This is a genomic window from Cecembia lonarensis LW9 (assembly GCF_000298295.1).
Lineage (GTDB): Bacteria > Bacteroidota > Bacteroidia > Cytophagales > Cyclobacteriaceae > Cecembia > Cecembia lonarensis.
Genome location: NZ_AMGM01000033.1, coordinates 11,652 through 36,170, shown reverse-complemented (window position 1 = coordinate 36,170; position 24,519 = coordinate 11,652). Strand labels below are relative to the sequence as shown.

Annotated in this window: 19 protein-coding genes, 1 tRNA gene and 1 pseudogene; 8 read left to right on the top strand and 13 right to left on the bottom strand. The window is 41.2% G+C overall.

What is annotated here, in order from left to right:
- Window positions 1–74 precede the first annotated feature (74 nt).
- The 3 genes from B879_RS11350 to B879_RS11340 all read right to left on the bottom strand — a co-directional run bounded on the left by B879_RS11350 (window position 75) and on the right by B879_RS11340 (window position 3,735).
- Entirely contained in the window at window positions 75–1,241 is a 1,167-nt protein-coding gene (locus B879_RS11350; RefSeq protein ID WP_009185324.1) for an ATP-binding protein, read from the bottom strand.
- A 188-nt stretch (window positions 1,242–1,429) separates the two neighbouring features.
- Window positions 1,430–2,584, bottom strand: a complete 1,155-nt coding sequence (locus B879_RS11345; protein ID WP_009185323.1) for a DUF4221 family protein — start codon at window positions 2,582–2,584, stop codon at window positions 1,430–1,432.
- Between the two features lie 8 nt (window positions 2,585–2,592).
- Window positions 2,593–3,735: a DUF4221 family protein gene (locus B879_RS11340; protein ID WP_009185322.1), complete on the bottom strand. Its 1,143-nt coding sequence runs from the start codon at window positions 3,733–3,735 to the stop codon at window positions 2,593–2,595.
- 242 nt (window positions 3,736–3,977) lie between these two features.
- On the opposite strand from B879_RS11340, the gene B879_RS11335 reads away from it, so the two are divergent.
- Window positions 3,978–5,192: an ATP-binding protein gene (locus tag B879_RS11335; RefSeq protein WP_306413698.1), complete on the top strand. Its 1,215-nt coding sequence runs from the start codon at window positions 3,978–3,980 to the stop codon at window positions 5,190–5,192.
- 416 nt (window positions 5,193–5,608) lie between these two features.
- On the opposite strand, the gene B879_RS11330 is transcribed toward B879_RS11335, so the two are convergent.
- From B879_RS11330 to B879_RS23000, 4 genes and pseudogenes are all read right to left on the bottom strand, one after another.
- A complete protein-coding gene (locus tag B879_RS11330) occupies window positions 5,609–8,134 on the bottom strand; it encodes a M14 family metallopeptidase (protein ID WP_009185320.1) in 2,526 nt (841 codons plus the stop codon).
- Between the two features lie 329 nt (window positions 8,135–8,463).
- The gene (locus B879_RS11325; protein WP_009185319.1) at window positions 8,464–8,670 is read right to left on the bottom strand and encodes a hypothetical protein; all 207 of its coding nucleotides are present in this window, start codon (window positions 8,668–8,670) and stop codon (window positions 8,464–8,466) included.
- Between the two features lie 333 nt (window positions 8,671–9,003).
- A pseudogene (locus tag B879_RS23685) lies at window positions 9,004–9,183 on the bottom strand (ATPase); the annotation flags it as partial.
- Between the two features lie 12 nt (window positions 9,184–9,195).
- The gene (locus B879_RS23000) at window positions 9,196–9,459 is read right to left on the bottom strand and encodes a DUF4143 domain-containing protein (protein WP_009185318.1); all 264 of its coding nucleotides are present in this window, start codon (window positions 9,457–9,459) and stop codon (window positions 9,196–9,198) included.
- A 433-nt stretch (window positions 9,460–9,892) separates the two neighbouring features.
- On the opposite strand from B879_RS23000, the gene B879_RS11315 reads away from it, so the two are divergent.
- A complete protein-coding gene (locus B879_RS11315) occupies window positions 9,893–11,005 on the top strand; it encodes a DUF4934 domain-containing protein (protein WP_009185317.1) in 1,113 nt (370 codons plus the stop codon).
- Window positions 11,006–11,661: 656 nt separating this feature from the next.
- On the opposite strand, the gene B879_RS11310 is transcribed toward B879_RS11315, so the two are convergent.
- A tRNA-Val gene (locus B879_RS11310) sits at window positions 11,662–11,736 on the bottom strand.
- Window positions 11,737–11,902: 166 nt separating this feature from the next.
- On the opposite strand from B879_RS11310, the gene B879_RS11305 reads away from it, so the two are divergent.
- Window positions 11,903–13,168, top strand: coding sequence for a M24 family metallopeptidase (locus tag B879_RS11305; protein ID WP_009185316.1), 1,266 nt, complete (start codon window positions 11,903–11,905; stop codon window positions 13,166–13,168).
- 241 nt (window positions 13,169–13,409) lie between these two features.
- Here the strand turns inward: B879_RS11305 and chrA are convergent, their stop codons facing one another.
- Window positions 13,410–14,606, bottom strand: coding sequence for a chromate efflux transporter (chrA, locus tag B879_RS11300; protein WP_009185315.1), 1,197 nt, complete (start codon window positions 14,604–14,606; stop codon window positions 13,410–13,412).
- Between the two features lie 3 nt (window positions 14,607–14,609).
- Window positions 14,610–15,590: an isopenicillin N synthase family dioxygenase gene (locus tag B879_RS11295; RefSeq protein ID WP_009185314.1), complete on the bottom strand. Its 981-nt coding sequence runs from the start codon at window positions 15,588–15,590 to the stop codon at window positions 14,610–14,612.
- A 78-nt stretch (window positions 15,591–15,668) separates the two neighbouring features.
- Here B879_RS11295 and B879_RS11290 point away from each other — a divergent pair, with 78 nt between their 5' ends.
- A complete protein-coding gene (locus tag B879_RS11290) occupies window positions 15,669–16,436 on the top strand; it encodes a hypothetical protein (RefSeq protein WP_009185313.1) in 768 nt (255 codons plus the stop codon).
- Here the strand turns inward: B879_RS11290 and B879_RS11285 are convergent, their stop codons facing one another.
- The 3 genes from B879_RS11285 to B879_RS11275 all read right to left on the bottom strand — a co-directional run bounded on the left by B879_RS11285 (window position 16,437) and on the right by B879_RS11275 (window position 18,955).
- Window positions 16,437–17,642, bottom strand: a complete 1,206-nt coding sequence (locus B879_RS11285) for an MFS transporter (protein ID WP_009185312.1) — start codon at window positions 17,640–17,642, stop codon at window positions 16,437–16,439.
- Window positions 17,643–17,644: 2 nt separating this feature from the next.
- Window positions 17,645–18,316, bottom strand: a complete 672-nt coding sequence (locus B879_RS11280) for a class I SAM-dependent methyltransferase (protein ID WP_238542123.1) — start codon at window positions 18,314–18,316, stop codon at window positions 17,645–17,647.
- Window positions 18,317–18,379: 63 nt separating this feature from the next.
- The gene (locus B879_RS11275) at window positions 18,380–18,955 is read right to left on the bottom strand and encodes a Crp/Fnr family transcriptional regulator (RefSeq protein ID WP_157231596.1); all 576 of its coding nucleotides are present in this window, start codon (window positions 18,953–18,955) and stop codon (window positions 18,380–18,382) included.
- Between the two features lie 83 nt (window positions 18,956–19,038).
- Here B879_RS11275 and B879_RS11270 point away from each other — a divergent pair, with 83 nt between their 5' ends.
- The 4 genes from B879_RS11270 to glyA all read left to right on the top strand — a co-directional run bounded on the left by B879_RS11270 (window position 19,039) and on the right by glyA (window position 24,508).
- On the top strand, window positions 19,039–19,635 hold the full coding sequence (locus B879_RS11270) for a VTT domain-containing protein (RefSeq protein WP_009185309.1): 597 nt from the start codon (window positions 19,039–19,041) through the stop codon (window positions 19,633–19,635).
- 51 nt (window positions 19,636–19,686) lie between these two features.
- On the top strand, window positions 19,687–22,503 hold the full coding sequence (gene uvrA / locus B879_RS11265; protein ID WP_009185308.1) for an excinuclease ABC subunit UvrA: 2,817 nt from the start codon (window positions 19,687–19,689) through the stop codon (window positions 22,501–22,503).
- Window positions 22,504–22,549: 46 nt separating this feature from the next.
- On the top strand, window positions 22,550–23,152 hold the full coding sequence (locus B879_RS11260; protein ID WP_009185307.1) for a trimeric intracellular cation channel family protein: 603 nt from the start codon (window positions 22,550–22,552) through the stop codon (window positions 23,150–23,152).
- A gap of 87 nt (window positions 23,153–23,239) precedes the next feature.
- The gene (gene glyA, locus B879_RS11255) at window positions 23,240–24,508 is read left to right on the top strand and encodes a serine hydroxymethyltransferase (protein WP_009185306.1); all 1,269 of its coding nucleotides are present in this window, start codon (window positions 23,240–23,242) and stop codon (window positions 24,506–24,508) included.
- The last annotated feature ends 11 nt before the right edge of the window (window positions 24,509–24,519 follow it).

Genomic DNA, 24,519 nt, shown 5'->3' with positions numbered 1-24,519 from the left:
TTATCGTCGTGCGAAATTCATGCCATGACCTCGAGTCATGGCATGAATAGGTTTTGGACATTGAGAACATAATTTTATGAAGCTGTTGAATACCTTTCCACTGTTTTGAAAAACTCTCCTAGCCCCATAGCTTGCAGATTTGTATCCAATGGATAGCTGTCCTGTATCCTTGACAGCAAAATTCCTTTTTCTGCCTTCGTATCTTCCATACTGATCCTAAAGCCTTTGCTGATTTTTGGAGATAAGGTGTTTTTGATTTCGATGGCATACTTCACTTTTCCGGACCTGATCAATAGCAAGTCACATTCCGCACCCTGATGCGTACGGTAGAAATAATATTCGTATTCATCTCCCAACACATTACAAATCTGTTCTATCACGAATCCTTCCCAAGAATTGCCGACCAAAAGTTGGTTAATGAGGTCTTCATAAGAGTCAATTCCCGTAAGGCTGTGCAAAATACCGGAGTCCCGGATGTACACCTTTGGAGAAGCGACGAGGCGTTTTTTCACATTGGGAAAGTAAGGTTGGAGAAGTCTGACCATAAAGGAACCGTGCAAAAATTCCAGATATTTATTGACCGTGGGCCTGGAAATCCCAAGCGCTTTTGCGAAGTTTTCCGAAACAAGCAATCCGCCCTGGGCATGGGCCAACATTCTCCAAAACCGCTCCACCAGATAAGGATCCGTATTCAAACCCAAAAGGCCAAGATCCCTTTCAATGTAGGTCTTGATAAAGTTTTCCCTCCACAACCTACTTGACCTTTCTGAGGCTACCAAGTATGAAAGCGGAAAACCACCGCGGATCCATAATCGGTCCATGTCACCATTTTCCAATTCTCCTAAATGAAATGGAGTCAATTCCAAATACCCGATCCTTCCCGCCAAGGAATCTGCAGATTTGCGGATCAATTCCGGGGAAGCAGAACCTAAAATGATAAATCTTCCCGGTTCTCTTTTTTCGTCAATCAGACTCCTGAGTTCAGCAAACAATTCCGGCATCATTTGGATTTCGTCCAGAATGACGGTTTTATCCTCATGGGCTTTAAGAAAAAGTTCTGGGTCAGAAAGCTTGGCCCGGTCACTGGACTTTTCCAGATCTAGATATATCCTTTCTTTTTCCAAGGTAAGATTTTGTACCAAGGTAGTCTTTCCGACCTGTCTTGGCCCAACTATCCCCACAGCAGGAAATAAATCCAGATATTCCTGAAGCAAAGTCCAGATGTAGCGATTTTTTACCATGAAATATGAAAGTTTGAGTTTCGATTTTCATGGTAAATCTAGGTTTAAAAATTTTGAATTAAAAGTTTTATGCATGAAAAATGAAAGTTTGGGTTGCGTTTTTCATGGTAAAAAAAAATTATGCTATGGCTTAGAGCCGTACTCATGCCTTGACTCAGAGTCATGGTATGAGTTTAATGGAGGAATCATCAATCAAAAGCCATCCTCACAAAACCAAGTTCATCATCCACATTCACGTAATACCAGATTTTTCCGTCTTTGACGAAGGCATAAATAGGCACACTACCCAAGTGGCTTACTTCGGATTCACCTAAAAGGTTAAAATCTTCATCTAAGATGCTCAAAAATAATTTTGATAAAGGCTTTAGTACAGCTGGTTGAAATAAGGGCCAATCAGTGTTTTCCATGGGGCTGGTTTCGAAGGAAAACCTGTAAAACCTTTTATTTTTATCATCCCAAATCAGTGGTTGAAAGTTGATTTCTCCATGTATGACCTGAATGATTTCTTTCAAACGCTCCACTGTATTGACTTCTGATGGATAGCCACCTTTCTTTGCTTTCGCCGATAGCTTTGGAGAATAATCTACATGGTAAACACTGTCATTTTTCAAATCCAAAATATATAGATCTGTATAGCCTGTGCTGGATAGAATCAGCTTATTGCCAAATTTTTGGAGGTTTTTTTCAGAAGTAATAATAGTTGATATATTTTCAGTATTTCCATTCACCACATAATCCGGCAACTCTTCTTCACCGGGCAATTTCATTTTTTTGATGGTTTTGGCTTCAAAATCTACTTTGGACAATGATACTTTTGGGCTCAACCAAGGGTTTACCAGCAAACCGTAAATCACACTTCCACCTGCTACAGGAAAAGATTTTCTTTGAAAAATTTCTCCTTCTAATAAACTGTCTCCTTCAAACTTATCCTTTTCAAGCTTATGGTGCGATAACTTAATCCCGTTAAGGTCAAATTTGCCAATTCCCTGAAAGTTGGCGAGGAGAATTTGATTTTCATCTACCAAATCTATCCAATTGACATTGGGACCAACCCCATTTGGACCTTCTTTTTCAAAAGGTACTTTTCTCTCCAAAACCAATTCATCAAGATTGATAATATCTAAAGTAAAAGCTTGATTGTCCCAAAGATAAAGCTTGGAGTAGTCCGAATTCATCGTACTGTTCCACAAGCCACCTCTGAGGTTGATAATTTCCTCTCCAGGATCGACCATCACTGTATCCATGGTGAAAGTGATATTGGAGAAATCAGTTTGGGTTTCAGTTGTATTCCCTCCGCAGGCATATAAGATTATCGAAAAGAAGGTGAGTGCATATTTTTTCATAAATTTTTTTAGTTGTGGGAGAGATTCAAACGGACAAATGCCATTTCGTCGTCCATGTTCTCAAAAATCCAGATCCTGCCGTCTTTGATAAAATGGCACCCAGGGATTTTATGATACAATTCCAGTAGCGTTTCGGATATTAAATCAAAGTTCTTATCCAGCGCAATTAAAAACACCTCAGCCCCTGCCTGTTGATGCAAGCCATCTACTTCTTTGTTTTTCATGTAGTAGGCAAAGCGATAGTAAATTTCATTTTCTTCATCCCATACAGGTGCGGTAAAGTTGATGTCTTCTCCTAGTTTGCGGTTGAGTTCATGAAATTCTGGCATTGACTCTACTATTTGCGGAATTTTAAGAGACTTTCTTGACGGGAGTGATTGATGTCTTGTGGGCATGTGGTTTAATTTTTCAGTCTCAAAGTCATATATATAGACATCTGAACCTATGTTGTTCGACAAAATACTTTTGTTATTTACTAAAGTGATTTGTGAGTCTTCTCCTAAAACTGCCCGGGTAATGCCTCCATCAGCATAAATCATTCGAAATTCTGAAAGATAATCGAATGCTGGTATGGGTAAATTTTCAAAAACTTTTTTCTGCGTGTCAATTATTCCGAAAATATTGGGAGCATCACCCCAGTCATTCCAAATTGAAATCAATTTTTGTGGATTTGTTGGATGTACTTTTAATGTTTTTTCAAAGTAATTAGGAGTAACTTTTTCACCTATAAATTCATCTATTTTAAAATTTAAATCTTTTACTCTTCTCCCTTTCTGGTCAAAAATTCCCCGATGGGTAAAGCTTCCAATAAACAACTGTTCGCCAGACAGCACCTGAAATTGCATGGGAAACCTTCCTACTCCATCTGGACCCTCTTCTTCGTAAGAAACCCGCCTTACAAACTCCAATTTGTCCAGGTCCACAATTTCCAAAGTCAGGTTCATGGGGTTAAAATAGTACAGGAATTGTTTGTCAGAAGAAAGGTCCGACATCATCAAGTCCCCGATTAAAAATAGTATCTCGTCTTTAGCATCCACCATTACCGTATCCATAGTAATTGTGCGTTGGCTGAAATCCATTTTAGCTTCCTTTGATGGATTACAGGCAAAGATTAGTGAAAGGAAAAGAACTAATGCTAGCGTATATTTCATAAAGCCTCAGTTTTGAGACTAAAAAGTTAATGAAAAAATTGAGAAACAAAAAATCAAAAATTTAATGTGAGAATATAAGTTTGAATTTTTACGCTTAAGTACTATCAGACTATTGGGGATAGTTGTTTGCAGGGTAAAATCAGATAATTTTACTAGTGTAATAGATAAAATATCAGATTATTTTACTATCTAAATAGATAAAATATCGGATAATTTTACTAATATTGGTGTTTGGATACTAAATGGGAATGATTAGGAAGTTATTTAACAAGCTTGTACAGCATCTTTCAAAGAAAGAATTCACGATACTGACAGGTGCTAGGCAGACGGGTAAATCTACACTTTTGAATGATTTGCGAAAACATTGTAAGCGAAACGGCATACCCGAAATATTTATAAATTTAGAGAATAAAATGCTCTTGGCAGAATTGGACGCCAACCCTCTTAACCTTTTGGCTTATCTCCCAAATCAGGAAGTTAAAACCATTGTTTTTCTCGATGAAATTCAATACCTATCTGACCCGTCCAATTTTCTGAAACTTTTGTTTGATGAATACAACCATTTATTGAAGATTGTAGCCAGCGGCAGTAGTGCTTTTTATATAGATTCAACTTTTAACGATTCATTGGCTGGTAGAAAGCGGATTTTTAATCTATTCACCTTTGATTTTGAAGAGTACTTGCAATTAAGTGGGAAAGAAGAACTTTGGGAGGAAGCTGCTCGGATTAAAAATCAGCCTCATGCGAAGAGTCTAAGACTCCATGAGCTGCAACTGGAATGGGAAGGGTTTATGCTGTATGGAGGATACCCTGCCGTCATTTCTGAAAAATCAATTCCTGAAAAAATTGAAATGCTCAAAGAAATAAGGGATTCATTTATCAAAAGAGATATCATTGAATCGGGGGTTCAGAATGAAGTTGTATTCTATCGACTCTTTCAATTGTTGGCTTCTCAGACAGGTCAGTTGGTTAACATTAATGAATTGAGCAATACCTTACAGTCCAGAAATGAGACTATTCAAAATTATATTGGAGTGATGGTAAAGTGTTTTCATATTTCCCTGATTAGACCTTTTTATGCCAATCTGCGAAAGGAATTGGTTAAAATGCCTAAGGGCTATTTACTAGATGCAGGATTACGAAATTCCCTCCTCAACAACTTTACGCCAATCCATCAACGCTTGGATAAGGGGGAAATCTGGGAACAAGCCGTTTTCCGTTTGGTGGTTGATAAGTTTGGGCTGGATGGAATCCGGTTTTGGCGGACAGCTGATGGGAAGGAGATTGACTTTGTTCTACCTGATGAACATCCACCAATAGCGATAGAAGCTAAGTTTGATGAACGAATGGCTAAACATAAAAAGTATCAATTATTTACGGATACCTATGCTGATTTTCAATTTCAGTTTGCCTGTATGCAACCATGGTCAGAAGATTTTTTCAGGAAGTATTTCTGAAAGTTGATTTTTATTCTTTAGCCTTACCATAAAAAAACCTCCTGGATAGGATATGTCCAGGAGGTTTAGTGTCTCAATGCTTCCAATAATAATGGAACGCGGATGACGCAGATTGGGCTGATTTTCGCAGATTTTTCCGCTTTTTTCGAATTATAAGATATGAGACAAAAGACACAAGGAATAAGACCTTAACTTACTTCAAATCATTCCTACATCAGCCTTCCGAAATCCGACCTTTTGCTTCTTTGTCTCTTGTCTCTAAACTCTCGCTTCTAAACTCTCATTTTCTACCTGAAGGTAGGTAAGCTCGCTTGCTATTTGCTCGAAATTTTTCTTGGTACATGGTACTTCGTACAAAATCTCCACTTATACACAGATCGAGTCTTGCTTCTAGCTTCTTAATTCTAGCTTCTAAACTACTGTCCTACCAAAAACACCGCATTCGCCATCAACAACTTGCCGCTTTCCCAGAAGGAACGGAACATCGGATTGTCCACCATGTAGACGATCTGTCCCCTGCCTTTGGGCTCTACGCCATATACCATAGACTTTGGCATTTTAGGTTTGATTTTGTGGCCGATATAGCCAAAGCGGTAAGCATCATTGCTTGGGATGATTCCTGCATTGACGCCATTATTGAGGTAAGAATAACGGGAACTGTTGTTTTTCAAGGTGTAGAATTTGCCTCCCATTCCAAATCCCAGTGGATGGGTTTTGTCAAAGGTTACTTCATAAATGGCTCCTGCGGCAGCATTGGCAATGGCCAACCTTTCCCTTTCCTGATAAGGTTCTAACCTTTCCACGTTCTGAATTTCCTTTTGCTCTTTTTCAGCAGCCTTTTTTTCCTCCTCTGTATCATAGCGGCTTAGGTCAAAGCCATTTCTGTCAGCGAAAGCATTCAATGCATTTTCAATAGCAATCAGTTTGCCGCCATTTCTGACCCAGTCCATTACCTTGTTCATATTGCTTTCATTGAGATAGGAACCCCAGCTGGATGGCAAAATGATCACATGGTATTTGGAAAGGTCAAATCTTGTCAGGTTTTCTGCTTCCAGAATACTCACTGGATAATCTAACTCCTGCTCAAAGAAATACCAAAGCTCTCCAAAATTCAGGGAAGAGGTGCCGCTACCACCGAGAAGGGCAACGTTAGGCTTGACAATGGGTCGGACATCGGGTGAACCGAAATCTTTCCCCTTGTCTACATAAGCGGAATTACTGGTTTGCAGGCTGATCTCGAATGTATTGGCAAGGTCTACGACTTTTTTGTCATAATCGGCCACGTATTGGTTGCCATTCCTGTGAATAATTAAGGTGCCTGCCGGATAGGACTGACCACCGATTTCAAAGTCAAATTCTGCAAACCTTACCCTGATTCCTTCATTCAATAAAGCTGCTAAATATTTAGCGTGGACAGTAGCATGCCAAGGGGCCAGGTAAGCCAATGGTTTTCCGTCCACTTTGTTTGGGGTGAAAGCAGGTTTTTCAAACTTCTTGGCAGCATCCAAACGGCTTTCCAAGGCATAAGCCTGTACGCCGTAAGCATAAGGCATTGCCCAGCTCGTGATGTCATAAGTGATACTGTCCTGTAGGGTGGCCTCGGGTTCAAAGAGTACCTGGGTCAATACCGATTTGGGTTGGTAAGCATTGATGACAATGTCTTTTTCAGTAGTAGAGAAAGTCGCTGTCTTTCCTGTATTGTAATCCAAGCCTCTCAATCCCGACCTGTTTCCCGCAAATCCATACTGGATCTTATTTTTATCCATTAGGGCAAGCAGGGCTTTTACTCTCTCCGGATTTTGGTCTCCTTTGATCACAAAGCTCTTGTATTTGGCTCTTGGGTTGGTGCTGTTGCTTTTGAAATAATTGCTGAACTCTTCTGCCAGTCTTCCGGCATTTTGGGAGGTAACTTCAATGGCGGAAATACCGGCATAATGCTGATGCTCTATTCTCTCTTTAAGCGTAACTGTATCTCCCAAGGCGTCCAACATACCCAATCCGGCACGTCCAGACCCACCTTTTTCTATGGTCATTCCGATAGCACCACTGTACATGGGATAAGTGTCGCCATAGGACGGGTAAAGGAGGTCAAATCTTTCTTTGGTAAAATAGAACCAACCATTTTCATCAAAATACCGGGCAGTATTTCTTCCATAGATTTCCTGAAACTCATGTTGGAAAGGGGTAAGCTGCTCGTGGGTAGGTCGGGCAGCAGGCGCAAAATAGAAGGGGTCATTGATGCCTTGCTCATGGAAATCCACAAAAAGGTGTGGCATCCACTCATGGTAAAGCTTTAATCTTTGTTCAGATTCTACCTGCGTTTGCCAGGCCCAATCCCTGTTCAGATCAAGCAGGTAATGGTTTGGTCTACCTCCAGGCCAAGGTTCGAAGTGCTCAATAGACTGAGGGTCTGGCTGTAGTCTTTTATTCTGTTTTTGGTTGTACCAAACCGTATAGCGGTCTTTTCCGTCTGGATTGGCACATGGATCAATGATGAGCACCTGACTTTTCAGCCAATCTTTGGATAAGTCATTGTTGGGATCAGCGATCTGCCAAAAAGTTTTCATGGCAGCTTCCGTGCCCACAGCTTCATTGCCGTGCACATTGTAGGACATCCAGTTGATGGCGACGGAAGTGCTTGGACTGCCCTCTGCCATGCCCGTTCTTTTGAGGTTATCCAAGCGGATATTCTCCAGGTTTCCAATATTCTCTGGGCTGGAAACAATGGCTACGAATAGCGGTCTTTTTTCATAGGTTTCCCCATAATATACCAATTTAACATTGGGCAGGGTGGAGGCCAAATGTTCGAAGTAATCCACTACCCTATGATGGGGGGTAAATCTTTCTCCCATTTGGTAGCCCAGAAAATCTTCAGGGCTTTTTTGGGCAAATACCTGGAAGCTGAGCAGCAAGCCAAGAATCAGCGTGTATAGTTTCTTCATAGATGTAAATTTTAATCCCGTAAGATAAGGGTATTTGAAGAAGGGGACAAGGTGAATTTTGGAGAAGGGGGATAATGGATTTGAAAGAGATATTTGTGGATATTGGATATTAGTAGATATTGGATATAGCAATGCATGAGTTAAAAATGATATTTATCTAAAAAATGGAAAGAATTTGGTAAAATTAAATGTAAATCACTTAGTCACAGAGCATAGAATTACAATTAGTACAGATGACGCTCGATTGATACAGCAAATATTAATGACTTTGATTGGATCAAAGGGTTGAAATTAATCAACCCATTGATCGAAAATCTTTAAAAACCAGTTTATTCTTCGTCGTTCCTCACTTTCATCCATAGGACAAGGCCGGCAATGGTAAGAACACCACCTAAAGCGAGAAGCAGGTTGATGTCTCTTTGTGTTTTTTGGGCCTTTTGTAGGTAGGTTGATCCCAAACCTTTTTTTGCAATAAAATTTTCAATTTTTTCCAATCGTTCTTCTAATTCTTCTTTTGCTTTTTTCGTTAAATCCATTTTTTTGGTGTTAAATGATAAACAATGTACACTTTAGTATACTGATACAAAAAGCATAAGTTGTGATTTTAGCGATTAATTTGGGTTTGGGAAATGTCTCTAATTACCTAAAATCCCCAAAAAAACGCCTCCAAATTCAATTCAAACCTATAAGAACAGCCGATTTGGCAATATCGCCTATGGTCATTAAGCGGGAGGCCTGGTATTTTCCATTAACCAAAGTTTTTCGACATCCTTTTCCTAACCTAAATTTAATCAAAATGACTCAAAGCGAAAATCTTATGGTGAGGGTTTCCCCAACTTGCTAATAGGCAGATATAATTCAGGCTATGATTATCCCAAACCCGCCAATTCATAAATATTCTTTGGGCTTATGACTTTGAACGCTGATTCCGGATAGGTTTCCTGAAATATCTTAGGGAATTTGGATTTGGTACGGAGGGTATATTTGAATTCAAAACAGTGAAACTTTCCATCCACTTCTTCGATATAGTCGATTTCCTGTTGGTCATAGGTCCTCCAAAACTAGGTGTTGACAAATCTTCTATTGTTGTGATTGTATTTTAACCATATACTGATACAGAAATTTTCCCATAAGCCTCCGACATCCAATCGGACATCCAAGGGGCTGAAATTTCTGATAATGGCATTTCGGATTCCCAGATCGTAAAAATAAATTTTTTGGCTTTTGTTAATCTCTTTCCTCAGATTCCTGCTAAAAGCTGAAAGCCTGAAAATGACAAAGGATTTTTCTCTGTATTTCCATAATTTGCCGGGATCTAGCTTCACAAATTTAGCTAAAAATATGAAGTTGAGTTCATAAATTTAGCTAAAATTAAGAACTTACGCGTCAACTAAGCATCAAATCTCCAATTCAAACCACTATTGCTGAGTTGGGCATGGGAAACCAGGCATGCCTTGAAGATCATGATGATGGTGTAGTCGAACATTATTTTTAAAAACTATAGAAAAAGGCCAAAATTCAGCATATTTTAAGTTTACTTATTAATTAGTTTTGGGGAGAGGGTGTAGAACGGATTTTTTAGAATAATCTTTGGTTTTTCTTGATCCTCGAATGATGCAGTTAACTGGGAACTAAAAGGTTATAATCAATGCTGGATTAGGGATTTTAAAAATTATTCTTTAGTTTAGAAATGGTAAGACTTAGTCCCGGTAAGGTGTTGGGCAGGAATCAGATAAGGAAAATTGAAATGATAACCACATGAAAGTGAAAAAGGGTAACCACCATTTTTACAGCCCTGAAATTTTCCTTTTGACTTGTTTGGGCCTTTTCATCCTATTCATGCAAAGTTGTCGCAATAAAGACAGTTCCGAGGCCCTGTCATCATTCAAAACCATTGAAATCCGTAAAGATTTTTTGTTGGGTGATTTCCCGGAGTTGCAGATTGAAATTCTGGACACAATCAACCTTGAAGCTACGGGAAACCCTCCTCTTACTTCAGTCCACGATTTGGCTTTTTCGCAAGACTTCTTTCTTCTAATAGACAGAAGACAGGGTCTATTAAAATTTGACAACAAGGGTAGTTTTTTAGGGAAAATCGGGGAGAATGGAGAGGGGCCAGATGAATATACTATGCCCTATGCGATTCACTTAGATGAAAAGGAAAATATTGTGCTTGTGGCGGATTGGCAAAAAATGACCGTGATTTCCTATTCCCTCGAAGGAAAATTTGAATCAACAAGCAATAAACTGCTTGGGCATCCTATCTCCTTCTATAAAGATAATGATACCCTTCTGGTTGTTCAGGAGACGCTAATTGGCACCAGAGAAAAACCCCGTCAGGTGTTGATAAGCTCAATTGATCCCAAAACCCTTGAAGTCAAACACCAAGAAAAGCCGCTTTACCGATATCATTCAAATTACACAATTATCCATTCTATCCCCAGGATATTAAGTCGGATAAACAACACAACCTTGTTTTATATGTCAATCATCCGGGGAGATATATCATCTTATGCTAACACAGACACGATCTTTAGTATAAAGGAGGATTATTTGGTTCCTGAATACCTGCTTCATTTAAGCGGATTTGACAACACCCTTCAGCTGGGGATAAGCCAAGTGGTGATGTCCGATAAAAAAGCGTTTGTACGTGTTGTATATGACCATCGTTCCTATTTTGTAGTAATTGATTTGGAAAACAATCGTCCCTTAGTTCATTTAAGGCAATTATTTGATCAGGAGATGACAGATGAAATGATTCCAAAGCCGTTGAATGGGGACCTGTTTTACTCCATTTTGCGTGACCATGAAAGTTTTCCGGAGATAAATCCACAAATCATTATTTATCGCTTGCCATCCATAGAAAATTGAATTTGAAGCAATAGATCCACGAAACCATGCGTACAAATAAAATAAATATCCCATTCCCTTTATTCCTAAGTCTCCTTTACTGGTAATTTATCGGATAACCATATGTAGTTACAAAAAAGGAATCTATATGGTGAATACCAGCCCTCAAAGAGTCACGCCATTTTAATGATATTCGACACCCTTCGGGGTCGGAGGGCTCATATATCCGAATTTCTTCTATAGATATGTTATCCCTTCGGGATAATTTTAGCCTGATTTAAATAATCTGATTAATAGGGATTTCCGATTTCCCGACCCTGAAAGGGTCATATATTTGTAGAATCAACATTTCAGCTTGGAGTATTTGACCCAGAATGGGTCATATTTTATTGGCGTGCACGCAAAAAATATTTCGTCAAAGGCTTTTTCAACTTATTTCGAATAGCATATTTAAAGACAAAAGACCAGATAGTTCTTCCAAAGTGAATCGAGTCTAACCTCCTACCTAAAGCTAGGCAAGCTCGCTTCCCGTCTCTCGTTTCTAAAAAAGATCGCCAACTCTTCTGAAAAACGAGTCTTGCTTCTTGTCTCTTGGTTCTTGTTTCTTATAAGCAATCGCCTATACGGTCAAAATCGAGTCTATTCTCTCGTTTCTCGCTTCTAAAAGTCTAAAAAAGTGGAACTTGAGGGATTCGAACCCACGACCTCTGCCCTGTCAAGGCAGCGCTCTAAACCAACTGAGCTAAAGTTCCTAATTCAGATGCTAAATAAGTCAAAGAAGGGAACATTTACAAGAAGGGTTTAATTTTCCGATTAACTGCTAAGAAATTGTTTCCAAAGTAAATTCACGCCTCTTGCTAAAATTCCAATCGCTTTTTCTGCACTTGTCCTTAAATTCAAAGAAAAAACCAGTCAGCCATGAAACTTAACAGAAGATCATTTGTCAAATGGGCATCCCTTTCTCCTGCAATTGCACTGCCTATGATTTCTTGTGCCAGCTCTGAAAATGAAGCAGAAGGCAAGAAAATGGATGGAGTAAAGCCTCTTAATCTCAATATCCAGCCGATTTCCAAAGAAGAGCGCTTGTCCAGAATCGCCAAAGCACAGCAATTGATGCAGGAACAAAAAATCGATGCGCTTTTCCTGGAACCGGGCACGAGCATGAAATATTTTCTGGATTTTGATTTTTTCCTTTCCGAAAGAATGGTCGCCGCAGTCATCCCTGCCAAAGGAGACATTGCTTACATCTGTCCAGGGTTTGAACAGGACAAAGTGGAGGAGTTGGTAAAGTTCGGTAATAAAGTACTGACTTGGGAAGAGCATGAAAGCCCTTATGCCCTTACCGCAAAACTATTGCGGGATATAGGAACACCGAATCAAAAGGTGGCCATTGAAGAGCGTTGTCGCTTTTTTCTTTATGATGGCATCAAAAGTGAAACAGCACGGATCAATTTCGTCAATGGAGATGGGGTGACCGCAGGTTGTAGGATCTTCAAATCTCCAGCTGAAATTGCCTTGATGCAAGCGGCCAATACGGCCACTTTGGAAGCGTATAAAATCCTGTTCGACTCTTTGTACGAAGGTATGAACCAATATGACTTTAGGGACATTGCATCTGAAGCACATCGAAAATTGGGCTTTAGTGGTTCCATTGGAGCCAATTTTGGAGAATGGTCTGCCTTCCCACATGGCAGTAGCAAAACACAAACCCTAAAACCTGGAGATATTGTCTTGGCGGATGGTGGTTGTACAGTAGAAGGCTATAAGTCAGATATCAGCAGGACCATTGTTTTTGGAGAGCACAATGACAGACAGAAGGAGGTGTGGGATGTGGTGAAAGAAGCACAGACGGCAGCTTTTGAATTGGCCAAACAACCTGGCACTACCTGTGAACAAATGGATGCAGCAGCGAGAGCTGTGATTGATCAAGCAGGGTTTGGACCAGATTATAAATACTTCTCTCATCGCCTAGGGCATGGCATCGGTATGGACGGACACGAGTGGACCAATTTGGTTCGGGGCAATGATACCCCCTTGCAGGCAGGAATGTGCTTCAGTAACGAACCTGGCATATACATCGTGGGTGAGTTTGGCGTACGCTTGGAAGACTGTTTTTACATGACAGAGAATGGACCAGAGTATTTTACCCAGCCCAGTCCTTCTGTTGAAAAACCCTTTGCTTAGAAAGGCTCAAGGTTTGATTTTGCCACGAAGACGCAAAGGCATAAATGAAGAAATAATAATGTGGAATGAGGAATTTAGAATTTAGAATGCATATCCCAATTTCAACTTATCCCGAACATTTGGTGTTCGGAACTTTCGAAAAAGCACCAGTTTCTATTCTATTTCAATCTTATTTCTTACATCTAAAATCTTAAATAACTTAGTGTCATAGCGCCTTTGTGGCAAAACCTAAAAAAAGAAGTCAGAAAATCCAATTGTACCCAATACCCGCCATTACCCCTATGATGATGATGATTGGAGAGCTCAATTTGGTAAATTGAAGCAGCAAGTAGGTGCCAAAAATCGCCAGGATATTGAATAGATTGGCATCCAAGGGTTCGAAAAGCAGGTAAGCGGCAGCTATCAACATCCCGCAACTCACCGCATTTATACCTTCAAGGGCGGCTCGGACGGGTCTGTATTTTTTCAGTTGGTCCCAAAACCGGATAACGAAGAAGATGAGGAAAGTCCCGGGCAAGAAAATACCCGCGGCTGCCACAAATCCTCCTGTAAGTAGCCCTGGAATACCATATTCCCGCATGGAAAGTGCGCCTACGTATGAACTGATACTAAAGGTTGGTCCTGGAATACCTTGTGCGATGCCATAGCCGGTGAGGAACTCCTGAGAGGTGAGGAATTTTTTGAATTCCACAAATTCTGTGAAAAGATAGGGTACCAAAACCTGACCTCCTCCAAATATCAGTGAGCCGTTTCGGTAGAAATTTTCAAAAAGCAGTACAGATTGGTTTTTGGTAATGGCACCCAATACAGCTGCGGCGACCAATACTCCTCCCCATAAGAAAAAGTTGGCCCATGAAATTACCAATTTTTTATCCCCCTCTTCTTTGGGTTGGTCCCTGAATTTCAATGACGTACTGACTCCTCCCACGACTAGGAGAAGCGGGAAAACATAGGGTGAATTGTAGAAAAAGGATACAAAGGCAGAAAACATCATCAGTACGGTAGCCTCTGAAGTTTTCACCATTTTGAATATGGTTTTTTGGGCGGCATAGATGATAAAACCTATGGCCATGGGTTGAATGAATTTGGCAAAATTGAGGGCTCCGGGGGTATTTTCCTGTAAGTAATCGATCAAAAAAGCTGCCGTAATCATCAGGATAGTGGCCGGTAATATCCAAACAAAAAGTGACAAATAGGCCAATGAAGGACCCCCTATGCGGTATCCAATGGCAGAAATGGTCTGGGTAGAGGTTGGGCCGGGAAGAATCTGACAGAGCGCATTCAGTTCCCAAAGTTCCTCTTCTTTGATGTAACCCCGCTTTCTCACCATGAGTTCGAGCACCATGGAGAGAAAGACTTGAGGGCCACCAAATGCAGTGACAGAAAGTAGTAAAACGTCCTTTAGGTAGATGTAATATCGTACTTTCTGGACTGACATCTTTTATTTTTTAAGTCCCAATTCCCTGAGACGCTCTTCGAGAAATTCCCCAGCTGTCGCATCTTCAAACTGTTTGGGGTTGTTTGCATCAATACAACTCTCCAGACAGGTAAGATCCATTTCTGAACGTGGGTGCATAAAGAATGGAATAGAATACCTGCTGGTATGCATCATTTCACGTGGTGGATTGACTACGCGGTGGATGGTGGATTTCAGTTTTTTATTGGTGAGTCTTTCCAACATATCTCCAACATTTACCACCAATTGATCCGGCAAGGCGGTGATTGGAATCCATTTTCCATCTCTCCTCAAAACCTGTAATCCATCAGCAGAAGCACCCATCAATAGTGTAATCAGGTTGATGTCCCCATGCTCTGCAGCCCGTACTGCATCTGCCGGTACGGCATCAGGATTTTCAATGGGGAAATAATGGATTTGTCTAAGGATAGAATTGCCATAGGCCACTTTATTTTCAAAGTAATCTTCCTCCAGTCCTAAATGCAGGGCAATCGCTTGGAGCATGTTTTTGCCCGCATTTTCCAAAGTCTTATAGATTTCCAAAGCCACTGCTTTGAACTCGGGTAATTCTTCCGGCCAGATATTGGCGGGATATTCTGCTTTGATGGGATCTGAATCCGGAATATCGGCCAGTTCCTGACCTACATGGTAAAACTCCTTAAGGTCCCCCGTATTTCTACCTTTGGCATGTTCTTTACCTTTTCCTGTATAGCCTCTTTGGAAGCCAATTTCGGGTTTTTCATATTTGCCTTTGGTTTCATCAGGAAGGGAAAAGAACTCTTTGATTACTGCATAAAGCCTGTCCTGCAATTCCTGATTTAAACCATGATTTTTAATGGCCACAAAGCCAATGTTCTGGTACGCATCGCCCAACTTTTTTACAAAAGCAGCTTTTTTTTCTGCATCTCCGGAGGTGAAATCAGCCAGATCCAGAGATGGGATTTCATCATATAAAATCTCAGTCATATTTGGTAAATATTTATGCCGAAAGGTACGCCATTTTCATGGAATTTTAAATAAATTGGTGGATTAGCCGCCATAAGCATGAATAAGAGCATTCTATCAATCTATGTTTTACTTGTTTTTTTTGCCGCAAGTTGTGGTACTTCTAGAGAAAAACAGGGAGAACTGGTAGTAAGTACAGACGTATTGGACAGTTTAGTCGAATCGGCATCAGAAGTCCGGTTTTATTTTTATGAAGAGAAAAATGAATACCCGGACGCCATGGTTGAAATGTATAGCCCATTGGGAAACCAAAAGTTTAAACCTGGCAAGGTGCCATTTGAATTCAACATCAAGAATTATCCTTTTGACGCAGGTTTAAGCGGCTTTCAATTGAAAATGGTACTCAATGGTAATGATCCTGTTGGGTATAATTCCCCTATTTTCCAAAAAGAATTAAATCAAGGAACTTATCGGGCAGTAGCCTATTTGGTTGATGAGGAGGGCTTGGCCCTGAAAGAGTTCGGTAACTATGTCGATAGGGATTTTATGGTTGGTGAGACAAGGGCTTTTCCCTATCAGGCCGAACCCTATGTGATAATGAACCTTCCCCACAATGATCAAAGGTATGCCCAGGGAGAGGAAATTACCGTAGATTTCCTCCTTTTGGGTGGGGACATGAACAAGGACAGGCTTAATGTAATTTTGGAAGTGGACAGCATGAGGTACCCTATGGAGCAGGTCAGCCCTGTCAGGGTTTCAGGATTGGGTCCCGGTGCATACAGCATAAGCCTTCATTTGGTCAAGAAGGATGGAAAGGAGCTTGATGGACCATTTTCTTCTGTTCGGCGACGAATTACCATAGAGTAATTATTTTCCACTATCCATTCTTACAGCGATGATCAAAGCTGATACTATGGTCAGTCCGGCGATGGTTAAAATAGACACCTCAATCCCTAACGCATCGGCTATTAATCCAGTCAAAATGGCTCCTATGGCATAGCCAAGGTCGCGCCACAACCTGAAAACCCCAATGCTGTTGGCCCGGTCTTCAGGGTGGGTGTTATCTGCTACTGTAGCCAAGAAGGTAGGATAAACCATGGCAGTACCCCAGCCCAATAAGGCAGAAAGGATCACATAATGCGTCATACTTTCAGCAAAAAAGAAAAGTCCCAATGCCAGACCCTGCAAGAGCATACCAATGAAAAGGAGTCCTTTTTTATTGAAAATATCAGCCATTTTTCCTGTAAAAAGCTGTCCTATTCCCCAGATCGCAGGGTAAATCGCGGTGACAATTCCAATCTCCTCCAGATTAAAACCTTTTCCTGCCAGAAGTATAGGAAAAATACCCCATGCCATGCCGTCATTCAGGTTATTGACCAGGCCTGCCTGCGTCACCGAACCCAGGTTTTTATGTTTCCAAGTAGTCTGCCAGAATATATTGGATAGGCGGGTGATATCAGATAAGGTGTTTTCTGCAGCCACGTGTTTTCTTGTATCCTTAATTAGGAAAATGGAGCCAAATAGACCTCCTATGGCCAAAGCAATCCCCAAAATAAAAGGGTATGGCCTTAGTCCGAATTCAGCTGCAATAAAACCGGTTAGAAATGCTACAGTAGCCACAGCCAGGTACCCGGCAAATTCATTCAGCCCCATAGCAAATCCCCGGTCCTTTTCTCCCACCAAGTCGATCTTCATCACCACAGTACTGCTCCAGGCCAAACCTTGATTGATGCCCAATAGTACATTGGCAGCTACGATCCAGTCCCAACTCGGAGCGTACATCAGGATAAAAGGTACCGGTAAACCGAAAAGCCATCCGATAATCAGTAGGTTTTTTCGGCCAATTTTATTGGCAAATACTCCCGCAAAGTAATTGGTTATGGCTTTTACAATACCAAAGACGATGATAAAGGAAAGAATGGCCGTTTTGGCAGCGATGGCAAATTCCACTTCGGCAATTTGGGGCAGAATACTCCGCTCCAATCCTACCATCCCCCCTACAAATGCGTTGATAATGACCAAGAGCGTAAACTGTTGCCAGTTTTCTTTTAAACCTAACCGGACCTTTTCCATGATTATTTTTTTGCTTGGATGACAACAAAGCTCCCCTTACCAAAACCCGAAATGGGTTTTTCAGGGATTTCCTCAGTAGAGAATAAGGTTTGGCAGTATTTGAAACCTGAAAAACCTGCTGTTGATAGAAGTTCACTGATTTCCTCTGTACTGTGAAAATGGGCATTTTTATACCAGGGATTATTTGCCTTTTCTTGCTCATACTGTCGCCCCAGTGGACTGTTTTTATCGATCAAACCGATGACCAAATGGCCATTTTTTCTCAAAACCCGATGGGCTTCCACAAAAGCCTTGGGGATGTCATCCAAAAAACAAAGGGTAGTTACCATCAGCAAAAAATCAAAACTTTCACCTTCATAAGGCAAAGCTTCGGCTATGCCCTCTTTTACTTGTATTCCCCTTTGTGCTGCAATTTTGGCCATGCCTTTGGCAGGTTCGAGTCCTTCCTTGACACCAAGGGCAAGGGCAAACCTGCCAGTGCCCACACCGATTTCCAAGCCCTTAACTTCATTAGGCAACAACATTCGTATGGCTTGCAACTCATTTTCAAAAAGAATCGGATGTTTGTCAAACCAGCTGTCATAACCCGTTGCATCTTCCTCGAAAATATTTTTCCCCGCTTTTATCCAGACATCAAGGGTTTCAGTAGCAATTAAGTGGAATTTTTGCATCATTTTAATTTGTTTTTACAAAGATCCTGTCCATTTGCTACTTTTCCTTTATCATTTGTTAAAAAATCAAATTTGTGCGCGGATTCTGCTGAGGCTTACCTGGGTAATTCCTAAGTAGGAAGCAATATGTTTGAGCGGTACCCGCTGCAAAAGATTTGGGGAGGTGCTCAATAAATCCTTGTAGCGTTCTTCCGCTGTATGAAATTGTAGGCTTTCTATTCTATTGACTGTTTCTACATAGGCTGCCTCAAAAATTCTCCTGAAAAGCCGTTCAATATCGTGGTGTTGGTCATATAAGTTAAATAAATCAGGAGATGGAATTCCAATCAGGATACTATCTTCAAGAAGTTGGATGCCTTTTTTACTTGGATTTCCGGTAAAAAGACTTTCCGCCCTGGCAATAAGAGAATTTTCAAAGGCAAATAATTCCGTAATGTCATTTCCATCTTTGTAATAGTAGGTTCGGGCAAGACCCTTTTCCACGTAGTATATGGTTCTACAGGTATGTCCAATGGACTGCAAATCCTTTCCTTTTGGCATGGCTAACTCAAAGCATATCTTTCTTAAGGCTTCTATGGCTTTGGCAGAAATTGGATGAATGCCATCAAAAAATTTGAAAAGTCCGGTATGTTCTTCCATCATTTATAAGAATAAATTACTGAATTAAGGTTTAGATTCTAAGATCAGCATTTATTTTTACATCTGGACAAAAGACTTGATAACAATTGGGCAATTCTATACATAAAAAGCCATTCATTGGAGAAAAAGGCAGGTTTTTGATCCGGAGCATTCTCAGGGGGTTTTTGTATTTGGGGATTTTGGTGGGCCTTTTTTTCTTGATCAGGAATGCCTTGTCCGAAGATGAGCGGTTGGAATGGTTTGGATCCATCTACAACAACCCCTACTTGGTCATGCTGGTATTTGTGGGCTCTGAGATCTTGTTTGGGATCATTCCGCCAGAAATCTTTATGCTTTGGTCCTTTGAAACGGGGATGATTGGCCCTTATTTTTTCAGTATAGGTATTCTTTCCATTATCTCCTATGCAGCAGGATATTTGAATTTTAATGTAGGGCGTCTCATACAGCACAACAGTGGTTTTCTGAAATCCAGAAATAAATTCGTGAGGAAGTATGTCAATCTTTTTACCAAATACGGGGGGTTTTTGGTCATTGTAGCCTCTGTCAGCCCATTGCCTTTTTCTGCGATTGCGCTTTTGTCTGGTGCAGGGGGCTTGGATAGAAGTACCTATATCAAATACAGTTTGCTAAGAATCGTCAGGTATTTTGTCTATGCCTATATTTTGTGGCTTGTTCAGCGCTAATGTTTCCAACAAATTACCATTTGAAGGGTTGAATTGGTAACTTTGCTGTTTATGAGTTTGAGCCAAGAAATGATTTCCCCTTCTGTAGACCTCCTTGACCCCAAGGAATATATCATTATCAAAAACGCCAGGGTAAACAACCTGAAAAGTCTGAGTGTAGCGATTCCCAGAAATAAGTTGGTGGTCATTACCGGCCTTTCCGGTTCCGGCAAATCTTCTCTGGCATTTGATACGCTTTTTGCTGAAGGTCAAAGGATGTATGTTGAAAGCCTGAGTTCCTATGCCAGGCAGTTTTTGGGCAGGATGGAGAAGCCCGATGTGGAGTACATCAAAGGTGTATCCCCCGCGATTGCGATTCAGCAAAAGGTAACTACTAAGAATCCAAGGTCTACCGTCGGTACAACGACGGAGGTTTATGATTACCTGAAATTACTTTTCAGCCGAATAGGTAAGACCATATCTCCTGTCAGCGGGGATGAAGTCAAGCACCATACTGTGACGGATGTGGTGGATTTCATTCATGGCTTCGAAGAAGGAGAAAAGGTGATGATTTCCTGCCCTTTACATCTCATGAAGGGGAGGACCATGCATCAGGAACTGGAATTGTTGTTGCAAAAAGGCTTCACCCGAATTCTGATCAATGGAGATGCTTACTTTGTGGAGGATCTGATCGGTGCTGCTGAGGTACCCAACGGTGATTATGAAATTCTGATTGATAGGGTCTCCATCAGACATGAGGATGAGGATAACCAGTTTAGGATAGCAGATTCTGTTCAAACAGCATTTTTTGAGGGGCATGGGGAATGTACGGTTTTGGTTCCGGGGAAAGATAAAAGGACTTTTTCGGACAGGTTTGAACTGGACGGGATGAATTTTGAATTGCCTACTGTGAATTTTTTCTCTTTTAACAATCCTTATGGAGCCTGTAAAACCTGTGAGGGTTTTGGTTCCGTTTTGGGTATTGATCCGGACCTGGTCATTCCAGATAAAAGCCTTTCTGTATATGAAGGCGCTATCGCTCCTTGGAGAGGAGAGACAACAGGGAAGTGGTTGGAGCCCTTAGTGAAAAAAGGGATTTATTTTGACTTTCCCATCCACAGGGCCTATGAGGACTTGACAGAATCCGAAAAAGCGTTAATATGGGCGGGCAATTCCTATTTCAGAGGTCTGAATGATTTTTTTGCTGATTTGCAGTCCAAGACTCACAAAATACAATACCGGGTGATGTTGTCCAGATTTAGGGGAAGGACCACTTGTCCTGATTGTAAGGGTACCCGTCTAAGAAAAGATGCTTCTTATGTGAAGATTGGAGGGAAGTCCATCACGGATATTGTACTGATGCCCATTGATAAGGCTTTGGGCTATTTTCAACAGCTGGAGCTTAGCGAGTCAGAAAAAAAGGTAGCTAACCGTTTACTAAAGGAAATCCTAAATCGCCTGGAATATATCGATAAGGTAGGCTTGGGATATTTAACCCTCAATAGGTTGACCTCTAGTTTGTCAGGGGGGGAATACCAGCGTATCAAATTGGCCACTTCCTTAGGTTCGGCTTTAGTGGGTTCCATGTATATTTTGGATGAGCCCAGTATAGGGCTGCATCCAAGGGACAGTGATCGATTGATAGAGGTTCTGAAGTCTTTAAGGGACTTGGGCAATACGGTCATAGTTGTAGAGCATGAGGAAAAAATCATGAAAGCTGCGGATCAGATCATTGATATTGGACCTGATGCGGGTGTTTTGGGAGGTGAATTGGTCTTCCAGGGCGATCTTAATGAACTCATTGTCAGTGGGAAGTCTCATACGGCGCGCTACCTAAAAGGGGAGGAAAAAATCCAGGAAAAAACAGCCAACAGAAAATGGAAAAATAGCCTGTTTGTCAAGGGGGCAAGGGAAAATAACCTGAAGAATTTAAGTGTTCAATTTCCGCTACATACCTTAACAGTGGTGACAGGTGTCAGTGGTTCGGGTAAATCTACTTTGATCAAAAAGGTCTTGTATCCTGCTTTGGGAAAGATCATGGGAACGGTCCTGGATGAAACAGGAAAATTCGATAAGTTGGAAGGTGATTACAAAAAAATCACTCAAGTGGAATTTGTGGATCAAAATCCGATAGGAAAATCTTCCCGCTCCAATCCGGTAACCTATGTGAAGGCATATGATGCCATCCGTACGCTTTATTCGGATCAGTCCTTGGCCAAGCAGCGGGGGTATAAGCCAGCATTTTTCAGTTTTAATGTAGATGGGGGGCGCTGCGAAGCTTGTCAGGGGGAAGGTACTGTGACCGTGGAAATGCAGTTTATGGCTGATATTCACCTCACTTGTGAGTCTTGTAAAGGGAAGCGCTTCAAAAATGAAATATTGGATGTTAAATACAAGGAAAAAGATATCTCCGATATTTTGGCCATGACCATTGATGAGGCCATGGACTTTTTCAAAGGCAAGACCCAGATCATCAATAAGCTACAACCCCTACAGGAAGTTGGGTTGGGCTATGTAGGAATGGGGCAGTCTTCTAATACTTTGTCCGGTGGTGAAGCGCAGCGGGTAAAATTGGCTTCTTTTTTGGGCAAAGGCGGTACCAAAGTAGGTGACCATATCCTGTTTATCTTTGATGAACCGACCACAGGTCTTCATTTTCATGATATACGAAAGTTGTTGCACTCCATCAATGCATTGATAGATCAAGGACATTCTGTGATCATCATTGAGCACAATACAGAAGTGATCAAGGCGGCGGATTGGGTAATTGATTTAGGGCCTGAGGGTGGAGAGAAAGGGGGGTATGTTACTTTCCAGGGAACGCCTGAGGAACTGATGGAGCAAGAGGGGAATTATACTGCCAAGTATTTGAAAGAAAGTTTTCAATAAAAAGCTTATAAGGAGGGGCTGGAGACCCTTCTTATTTCTGTCAACTATGGATTTACAATATCCACTTGAATTAATCGGTACATTTGTCTTTGCCATTTCAGGGGCCTTGGCCGTCAGGGATAAGGAGCATGATCTATTTGGTGCCGGATTTACAGGATTTATCACGGCCATTGGAGGGGGGACATTGCGGGATGTGCTTTTGGGAGCCTATCCTTTGGTTTGGATAGGGGACGTTCATTTTTTATATGCCATTTTGCTAGGGGTATTGGCAGCTTTTGTTTTTCCAAAGTTTTTGCTGAAGTTGAGAAAAACCATGTTTCTTTTTGATACCATCGGTATAGGTTTTTTCACTGTTTTGGGAGTTGAAAAGGCACTAAGCTTGGGTTTTAGGCCCGAAATTGCAGCCATCATGGGTATGTTTACCGCAGTGATGGGCGGTGTCATCCGCGACACCTTGGTCAATGAAATTCCCATCCTTTTTCGAAAAGAAATTTACGCTTCTGCTTGTCTGACCGGAGCGATACTTTACCTGGTTCTGAATTATTTGGGACTTGACAGAGACTACAACCTCCTGATATCTATTTCGATCGTGATATCCATCCGTTTGATCGCGGTAAAATATAAGTTGAGTTTACCGCGCTTGGATTAATTGTAAAAAGGATGATTTCCATCGGCTATTCAATTGGATAATCCATTGAATCAAACTATTTTTGGGCACATCATTTAATTTCCCCTCATGAAAAGAGATCAAGTCATTTTTGACCTAATTTCCCAAGAAGAAAATAGACAAAAGACAGGTATAGAATTGATTGCTTCTGAGAACTTTGCATCCAAGCAAGTAATGGAGGCCGCAGGTTCTGTATTGACCAATAAATATGCAGAAGGCCTACCCAATAAAAGGTATTATGGAGGCTGTGAGATTGTAGATCAAATTGAACAATTGGCCATAGATAGGGCTAAGGAGTTATTTGGCGCAAGCTGGGCCAATGTACAGCCCCATTCAGGAGCCCAAGCCAATGCTGCAGTTTTTCTTGCTTGTTTGAATGCTGGTGATGCCATTTTAGGTTTTGATTTGGCGCATGGAGGACATTTGACCCATGGTTCTCCGGTGAATTTCTCCGGGAAACTTTACCAGCCCCATTTTTATGGTGTAGAGGAAGAGACGGGTTTGATAGATTATGATAAAGTTGAAGCCAAGGCTTTAGCTGTAAAACCAAAATTATTGATTTGTGGTGCTTCGGCCTACAGCCGTGATTGGGATTATGAAAGGTTAAGGGATATCGCAGATCAGGTCGGCGCTATTTTGTTGGCGGACATATCCCATCCTTCCGGGTTGATTGCCCGAGGGCTTTTGAATGACCCTTTGGAATATTGCCATATTGTGACTACTACTACCCACAAGACGTTGAGAGGGCCAAGAGGAGGTTTGATTTTGATGCGCGAAGATTTTGACAACCCATTTGGACTGAAAACACCAAAGGGTGAGTTAAGAAAAATGTCCTCTCTTTTGGATTCCGGCGTTTTTCCAGGAACTCAAGGTGGGCCTTTGGAGCATATTATTGCAGCAAAGGCAGTGGCTTTTCAAGAAGCCCTATCTGATGAATACATGGAATATGTGATTCAGGTTAAAAAGAACGCTGCAGTGATGGCAGAGGAATTTGTACGCCTGGGATATCAGATTATTTCAGGAGGAACAGATAATCACCTGATGTTGATTGACTTGAGAAACAAAGATCTCACAGGAAAATTAGCAGAAGAAACCTTGGGAAAAGTTGATATTACCATCAATAAAAACATGGTACCCTTCGATACCCGCTCTCCATTTGTTACTTCAGGAATGCGGGTTGGTACGGCAGCGGTGACTACTCGGGGCTTGAAAGAAGAAGATATGAAGCGGATTGTTGCTTTGATTGATAAAGCGCTGCACAACCATGACGATGAATCTGTTTTAAAGCAGGTGAAAAATGAAGTAAATGATTGGATGGTTCAGTTTCCGTTGTACTAATAATTTACCTA